The sequence below is a fragment of the Paenibacillus sp. AR247 genome (assembly GCF_002968895.1).
GTDB classification, from domain to species: Bacteria; Bacillota; Bacilli; order Paenibacillales; family Paenibacillaceae; genus Paenibacillus_AQ; species Paenibacillus_AQ favisporus.
Genome location: NZ_PCZT01000012.1, coordinates 91,854 through 99,818 on the forward strand (window position 1 = coordinate 91,854; position 7,965 = coordinate 99,818).

The window sequence follows — 7,965 nt, forward strand, 5'->3', positions numbered from 1 at the left end:
GTAACGACGAGGCGCTCCAGGAAGCGCTCCTTCAGGAGCGGCAGGCTCTGCTTTAGCTGGCTGTAGAGCCGGCTGAAATCCTCGCGTCTGCGGGTCTCTTCGTCCATCTCGGCCTTGACCTTCAGAAGCAGCTCGCGGATTTCCTGGGCAGTAATCGGTTTCAAAATAAAATCGGAAACCTTGAGGCGAATGGCCTGCTGCGCGTATTCGAACTCGTCGTAACCGGTCAGGATGATCATTTTGATATGCGGATATTTGGAGCCTGCAGCGGCCGTCAGCGCAAGACCGTCCATAAACGGCATGGAGATGTCCGAAATGATGAGATCCGGCATGTTCAGATCGATCGCCTCCAGCGCCTCGCGGCCGTTGGCGTAATCGCCGATCAGCTCGAAGCCGAGCTCCTGCCAGCCGATCGTTCGCTTCAGCCCGTCGCGGACAACCGCTTCATCGTCGACGATGAATACTTTGTACATGGTATGCCCCCTGTCTTTTGTTCGATGCCGTAAGGCTTCCGGACCCAGGGTCCTTGTTCATAAAAACGTAATAATTCTGGAATAATTATACTGTAAAAGCGGATTTGTGGATATGGGGAATGTGCGAGTCAAAGGTGGAACGTCCGAATTGCCGTATTTTGACATAATCCCGGCTCTATGCTTTAATATGAAAATATTAGCCGGGACGGGAGGTGAGAGAAACATGGCAACGATCAAGGATGTGGCCAAGCATGCCAACGTATCGACGACGGTCGTCTCCAAGGCGCTGAACGGGTATTCGGACGTGAGCGAGGAGACGCGGAAGAAGGTGCTGAAGGCGGTCGAGGAGCTGAACTACTCCCCCAATATGCTGGCCAAAAATCTGAAGCAAAAAGTCACGAAATCGATCGCGCTGATCTTCTCCAATTTTGAGGGTTCGAGCGGCAAGGACGGCGTGCTGTTTCAGATGATGACAGGGATTTTCGAGGCGGCGTCGCATTACAATTACGAGGTGCTGCTGTACACACGGAACCTGTCGGAGCAGCAGGACAAGTCCTATTGGCAGTTCTGCAAGGAGCACAAGGTATCGGGCGCGGTCATAACGGGACTAAAGACGACCGATCCGTATTTTCAGGAAATCGTGGACAGTAATTTTCCGTGCGTCGTGATCGACGCTGACATTACGGGAAGCCACACCAGCTCGGTGATGACGGATAACGTCGGGGCGGCCCAGGCGGCCATCCAGCATCTGGTCGATCTCGGACACCGCCGGATCGGCATGGTCAACGGCCATAATTTTGCCGTGGTCAGCAACGAGCGTTTGAAGGGTTACCGGCAGGCATTGAAAGCAAACGGCATCGAATTCGATCCAGCGCTGGTCGTTAACGGCGATTATACGGAGGAGTATGCCTATGGTTCGGCAGAGTCCTATTTGCAGGACCACCCGGACGTGACGGCCGTTTTCTTCGCAAGCGATCTGATGGCGATCGGCTTCATGAACCGCTGCCGCGAGATGAACGTCCGCGTTCCGGAGCAGCTGTCCGTGATCGGGTTTGACGATATCGTGCTGTCCAGCTACACGTCACCCAAGCTGACCACAGTGAGGCAGGATTTTAAGCGGATGGCTATGACGGCATTCGAGCAGGTCATTCATCTGCTGGAGCACAACGGCACAGGAAAACATTTGAAAATTCCATTTCAGGTGGTTGACAGGGAAACGACGTCGATGCTATAATTTGCACGGAAGCGCTTTCAAATTTTCATATTTTTTTACGGATATCGAAATCGATTTCGGAACAAGGGTACCAATGCATTTCACCTTCATGCCAACAAGGAGCCGACAGGCCAACCTGCAGGGAGGGTGAATATTTTTTTCAAGGTTCCGAAATCGATTTGGGACCGCATCAGTACTCTATTTTTTAGGTGATTGGGTTGCACGGCTTTCATCGTTTCCAGTGAAAAAACAGGGAGGTCTATCCAATGAAAAAATGGTCTGCAAGTGTAGCGTTTGTTCTGCTGTTCAGCGTCATCCTGAGCGCCTGCTCATCCGGCTCGGGTTCCAAGGGGAACGACAGCGCCCAGGGGGGCGGTTCCTCTGATGGCGGCGGGTCAGGCAAAGTGGTTGAGCTTAAATTTACGACCTGGGGAGAGCTGTCGGCCGATTCGGTAGAGAAAAAGCTGGCCGACGAGTTCAATGCATCCCACCCGGGCATCAAGGTTACGTTTGAACCGGTTCCGGGAGACGGCTATGCCACGAAGCTGACGACTTCGTTGGCGGCGGGGCAGGCACCGGACGTCTTTTTGATCGGTGAAGGGGATTATTTCAAATACGTCGACAAGGGCGTGGTGGAGCCTCTGGATGAGTACATCAGCCAGGACAGCTCCTTCAAGACGGATATGTTCCAGCAGGATCTGCTGAACATGGGCAAAATCGGCGGTAAGCTGTACTACCTTCCGAAAGACTTCAATCCGCTCGCTTTATGGTACAACAAGCGCATGTTCGACGCCGCCAAGATCCCTTATCCGACCGACGACTGGACCTGGGACGACATGATCAGCGCGGCCAAGAAGCTGACCCAGAAGGACGGCAGCGGCAAAATCAAGGAATTCGGCTTTAACGCAACCAAATGGGAATATCCGATTTACATATACCTGTGGCTGAACGGAACCGACATCGGCAATGAAGACGGCACGAAAGCGGAAGGCTTCATGAACAGCGAGAAGACGGTGGCAGCCATGGAAAAATACGTGGCGCTGGCACAGGGTGACGACCGCGTATCCCCAACGCCGCAGGACACCGAGACGCTGGGCGGGGACTCGTCGATGTTCATGACCGACAAGCTGGCCATGATGATTACCGGACGTTGGGTCAAGGGCGATCTCGACAAATCCGACGTGCAGTACGGTTCGGCATTGATCCCGAAAGGGGTAAGCGGAGAACGCGCAAGCATTATTGCCGCCGCCGGCTGGGCGATGAACGCAAACGGCAAGCACAAGAAGGAAGCGTATGAGCTGATGAAATGGCTGTCCGGCACCGAGGCGCAAAAGGCCCGCTCCGAAAAGGGCCAGGTGCTTCCGGCTACCGTTGCGGAGCTGGATCAGGTCAAGAGCACGGAAGTGGTCGACAAACCGGTCATCGAAATGATGGATTATGCCAAAAAGCCGATTTCCATGCGTTCGGCGAATGCGCCGACCTTTACGGAGGAATTCAATAAGGCGGTTGAAAAGGTGCTGCTGAATAAATCCACGGTGAAGGACGCCTTGGATGAGGCGGCCAAAAATGTGGATAGCAAGATCGCGAAGTAAGGATGACACAGGAAGCCATGAGTCCCCGATTCATGGCTTCCTCCTTCGTCGAACATCCGGATGCAACAGCCCGTGCTGCATCAGCCGGGCGGCCATCCGTACCATCAAGGAGGTTACTTTATGCGGAATTCACGATCGGAAAGGGCGGGATACCTGTTTATTCTTCCTTGGTTTCTGGGCCTGCTGCTGTTTACGCTGGGTCCGATGCTCTTTTCGTTTGTTCTGTCCTTCAGCAAATGGGACATCATTACGGGCATCGGATCGATCGAATTCGTCGGCCTGGACAACTTCAAGGCGATTTTTCACGATGAGCTGTTCTACCAGTCGCTGAAAGTCACATTCATTTTTGCCCTCGTCTCCGTCCCTTTATATCAGATTGTCTCTCTTCTCATCGCGCTGCTGCTGAACATGCGGACCCGGGGCATGAAGTTGTTCCGCCTGATCTACTTCATGCCGTCGGTCATTCCGGCCGTCGCCGTGTCGATGATGTGGATCATGATTTTCAATCCGGAATACGGCATATTGAACCGGGCGCTGGGATGGTTCGGCATTCAGGGACCGGCCTGGCTGCAGGATCCGAGCTATGCGCTTGGGGCGCTGATCGTCATGGGCATCTGGGGCGTCGGCAACACGATCATCATTTACCTGTCTGGTCTGCAGGGGGCTTTCAGTACTTCACCCAGGCCTTTGTTATGACAAATGGAGGCCCGCTCAACTCAACGCTGTTCTACAACCTGTATTTATATAACAAGGCGTTCGTGAACTACGAAATGGGCTATGCTTCAGCTTTATCCTGGATTTTATTTGCGATCATCCTGTTCTTCACGCTGATTGTCATCCGCAGCTCCTCCATGTGGGTGTACTACAACGGCGATGACGACCGGGATTAAAAGGAGGGATCGCGTATGCATACGGCAATTCGAAAATGGAGTTTGTCCCGGATCCTGACGCTGCTGCTGCTGACTGCGGGCGCTGCGATCGTACTTGTGCCGCTGCTCTGGACCGTATCCACCTCGCTGAAAACGCCGGCCGAGGTCTTTCAGGATTCGTTCTTCCCCAAAACGTGGAAATGGGGGAACTACCGGGACGCAGTGACCGCGGTGCCGTTTTTTCTGTTCCTGAAAAACACGGTGCTGATCCTGATTCCGGTCATGATCGGAACGGTGTTTACCTCGGCCCTGTGCGCATACGGCTTCGCCCGGTTCAAATTCAAGGGCAAGCGCTGGCTGTTTCTCGTGCTGCTGGCGACGATGATGCTTCCGGGCCAGGTGACGATGATTCCGATGTTCATCATGTTCAAGGAGGCAGGCTGGGTCGATACGTTCCTGCCGCTGATCGTTCCGTCCTTTTTTGGCGGGGGCGCCTTCAACATCTTTTTGATCCGGCAGTTTATGCGGGGAATTCCCCGAGACCTCGATGAAGCCGCGTATATGGACGGGGCTAACCGGTGGAGCATTTTTACGCGGATCATGCTTCCGCTGAGCAAACCGCCGCTCATCGCGGTATCGATTTTTACCTTTATGGGCGTGTGGAACGATTTCCAGGGTCCGCTGATTTATTTGAATTCGAACGAAAAATATACGCTGGCCCTGGGGCTGTCCATGTTCAAGGGGCTCTATAACGTCGAATGGAACATGCTGATGGCCGCTACCGTGCTGATCATGCTGCCGGCGATCATTGTGTTTTTCTTCCTGCAGAAGTATTTCATCGAGGGGATTTCCCTCTCGTCCGCGATGAAGGGCTAGCCTTCGCGAAAGACCAATACACAAGAAGAAGAGGAGATTCCGAATGATAAAGCAAAGCAGCAGGCATCCATTCCCGATTTATTTGACGGCGGGTGAATATATCAAGGCGGTCGGTACGCAGGACGGCTATTTCCCGGACTTTGGACATCATGTTGCCGGTGAAATGGGAGGAGTATGGCTTCATCCCATCAAGCTGCTGGACGGCTTCTGGCTCCGGCTGACCGATCACCGCCGGAACATTTCCGTCTGGTCCAAGGCGGACGAGTTCATCAATCATCCTTGGGGTTCGGAATTCCGTTACGATCATGGCCTGGGGCATATCCCGGTCTCGATGAAGCGCGTCCAGTTTGCGCCTGACGAAGAAAAGGGCATGGTCGTCCGGTACGAAATCGTGAACTATGCGGCAGAGGAAACGGTGCTGGAGCTGGAAATGCTCTTTCGCTCCGATCTTCGCCCGGTGTGGTACTCAGAGCAAATCGGTATCGAGGACGGGGAAGAGGACCGGTTTGAAGCGGTGTCGGAGTCGGCCCTGATCGCCAAAGACAGCGGCAGCGAATGGTACGTGATGGTGGGGGCTGAAATGCCCGGAGTCGGATCGGTCCAGATGACCACAGACCGTTCCCTGTTCGGCCCGGAGCGGACCGCAGGCGGCGGTTCCGGGGCTTCGCTCACCGCTTCTCTGAAGCTGGCGCCAGGCGAAACCTTTGCTTTTCACGCCTTTATCGCAGGCTCTTACACATCCCGGGACGAATGCATCGCCACGTTCGACCGTCTCAAGCAGGAGCATGAACGGCTGTTTGAACAAAAGCTGCGCCTGCTGGAGAGCATCGACCGGAAATCCAAGCTCAGCATTGAAGGAGAAGACGAGCTGAATGAAATCTTCTCCTGGACCAAATGGAATACGCAGTGGCTCGTGCAAAAGGTCGATTTTATCGGGCGCGGCCTGACCGCGGGCTCCCCGCATTATCCGTGGTGGTTTGGCTGCGACAACTCCTATACGGTGCAGGGACTTGCCGCTGTGGGGGATTTTCGGCTCGCTAAGGATACGGTAGATATCCTCAGAAGCATTTCGCAGGAAGCCAACGGTAACGGACGCATCGTTCACGAAATTACGACGATGGGCGTGGTTGCTAACCCGGGGAATACGCAGGAAACCGCCCATTTCATCACGATGATCTGGGATCTGTTCACCTGGACAGGTGATCTGGAGATGCTTAGAGAGAACTACAACATTTGCGTGCAGGGCATGGATTGGCTGCTGCATGAAATGGACCCGGACGGCGATCTGTTCCCATCCGGCTACGGAATCATTGAAATTTCCGGCCTGAATATGGAATTGATCGATACCGCGGTGTATTCGGCTCAGGCGGCCGGAGCTCTCACCAGCATGAGCGTGGCGCTTGGCGAAAGGCAGCGGGCGGAGGCGTACGAAGCGCTGGCGGACCGGATGAAGAAAGCCATCAACCGGGTATACTGGTCCGAGGAGGACGGCCTATACGCCGATGCGGTCGCTCCGAAGAGCGACATTGTGCCGAAGGTTGACCATCTGGTGTCCGTTGCGGAGAAGCACGGCGTCCAGGGTTACCGGGACGTTCTCAACCGGGTGCTGGACCGGGTGCAGGATGAGCAGGAAGACCGCGGCTGGCTGCTGAACAAAAACTGGGTGATCGTGACCCCGATGGAAACCGGAATCGCGGAGCGGGAGAAGGCGGTCCGGGCTCTCGGCAACATGAGAACGGAGGAATTCATCGGTCCGTACGGCACATACCTCTCAGGGGTATACCGGACCGAAACGATGACGATATCTACGGGCGTGCACGCCGTGGCAGAGGCGGTATACGGCTTTGCCGATGAGTCGCTTGATCTGCTCCGGCGGATGATGCGCACGTTCTCGATGGCGCTGCCGGGCTCGATGAACGAGATGTCGCCGGATTACGGCTGCGCAGTCCAGGCATGGACGCTGTATGCGATGGCCGTTCCGCTGATCCGCCACTTCTTCGGCGTCAAGCCGCATGCGCATCTGAACACCGTGCACATTGCGCCGCTCATTCCGTCCGTCTGGGACGGAAAAAAGATGACGCTTCAGCAGCTTCATATCGGCCAGGCGGTCATCGACCTGGAGCTCCGCTCCGAGGCGGGCAAGCTGCATGCCGACATCGCGAATCCCGGTGGGCTGAAGGTCATCCTCGAATGGGCCGGCCAGACGGTGATCAGCGATGAGCCGCATATCCGGGTGACGCTGTAAGTAGGCGGCAGCACCTCAGAGCGCTGTACAGAGGATTACAAACGGATAATTCCCAGCAATGGTTACGCGGGGGAAAAGAACAGAAGGCCCAGGATATGACCCGGGCCTTCTGTTTTTGTTTTTTCAGAGGAGGACATCGGAATGGTGCACCATAAGGCTTCACGACGATTGAGAAAGGAACATATGTTTGATAGGATAGAAAATAAACCGTCTAAACAAACTTAAGGGTTATCGAATAAAACGTGGGGGATGAGCGGATGTATCAGTACATAGATGAGGAATACGTAAAAGTGGATTTTGGCCAAGCCGATCTGAAGGAAGGGGAACTGAAGGGATGCACCTTCCAACAGTGCAGCTTTCGCGGAGCCGCGCTGGATGAGGTCTGGACGACCGGCTGCCGGTTTATCGAATGCGACTTTGGGGGAGCGACGCTGAACGCTTCTGTTCATGCCCGGTCGGCGTTTACAAACTGCCGCTTTGCGGGAGCCAATTTGTTTGTAAGCAAGTTTGAGGATTGCAAAATGACGGGCAGCGACTTCTCCGGCGCATCGCTGGACGGCATCACAATCCAGGGCGGGGACTGGTCTTACACGAACCTGCGGCATGCCAATCTCGTCAAGCAGCAGCTGCGGGGTATCCGCTTTGTAGAGGCGGACTTATCCGAATGCAATCTGCAAAAAGCGGATCTCCGCGAGGC

8 protein-coding genes are annotated in these 7,965 nt (G+C 54.9%); 7 read left to right on the top strand and 1 reads right to left on the bottom strand.

Annotated elements, in window-relative coordinates:
- Positions 1-473 (bottom strand): response regulator (locus CPT76_RS40275; protein WP_258168728.1); only part of this gene is annotated, 473 nt, incomplete at its 3' end.
- A gap of 223 nt (positions 474-696) precedes the next feature.
- On the opposite strand from CPT76_RS40275, the gene CPT76_RS21720 reads away from it, so the two are divergent.
- The 7 genes from CPT76_RS21720 to CPT76_RS21745 all read left to right on the top strand — a co-directional run.
- A complete protein-coding gene (locus tag CPT76_RS21720) occupies positions 697-1,707 on the top strand; it encodes a LacI family DNA-binding transcriptional regulator (protein WP_105444448.1) in 1,011 nt (336 codons plus the stop codon).
- A gap of 245 nt (positions 1,708-1,952) precedes the next feature.
- Entirely contained in the window at positions 1,953-3,278 is a 1,326-nt protein-coding gene (locus CPT76_RS21725) for an ABC transporter substrate-binding protein (RefSeq protein WP_105444449.1), read from the top strand.
- Positions 3,279-3,398: 120 nt separating this feature from the next.
- A complete protein-coding gene (locus CPT76_RS21730) occupies positions 3,399-3,974 on the top strand; it encodes a carbohydrate ABC transporter permease (RefSeq protein WP_258168729.1) in 576 nt (191 codons plus the stop codon).
- Positions 3,971-4,168 carry a hypothetical protein gene (locus CPT76_RS40280; protein ID WP_258168730.1) on the top strand — a complete coding sequence of 66 codons (198 nt, stop codon included), beginning with the start codon at positions 3,971-3,973 and terminating at the stop codon, positions 4,166-4,168. The genes CPT76_RS21730 and CPT76_RS40280 overlap by 4 nt, the downstream gene beginning before the upstream one ends.
- 15 nt (positions 4,169-4,183) lie before the next feature.
- Positions 4,184-5,023 carry a carbohydrate ABC transporter permease gene (locus tag CPT76_RS21735; protein WP_076169701.1) on the top strand — a complete coding sequence of 280 codons (840 nt, stop codon included), beginning with the start codon at positions 4,184-4,186 and terminating at the stop codon, positions 5,021-5,023.
- A 43-nt stretch (positions 5,024-5,066) separates the two neighbouring features.
- On the top strand, positions 5,067-7,268 hold the full coding sequence (locus CPT76_RS21740) for an alpha-L-rhamnosidase-related protein (protein ID WP_105444450.1): 2,202 nt from the start codon (positions 5,067-5,069) through the stop codon (positions 7,266-7,268).
- Between the two features lie 257 nt (positions 7,269-7,525).
- Positions 7,526-7,965: pentapeptide repeat-containing protein (locus tag CPT76_RS21745; protein WP_258168731.1), on the top strand; the 440-nt coding region annotated here is incomplete at its 3' end.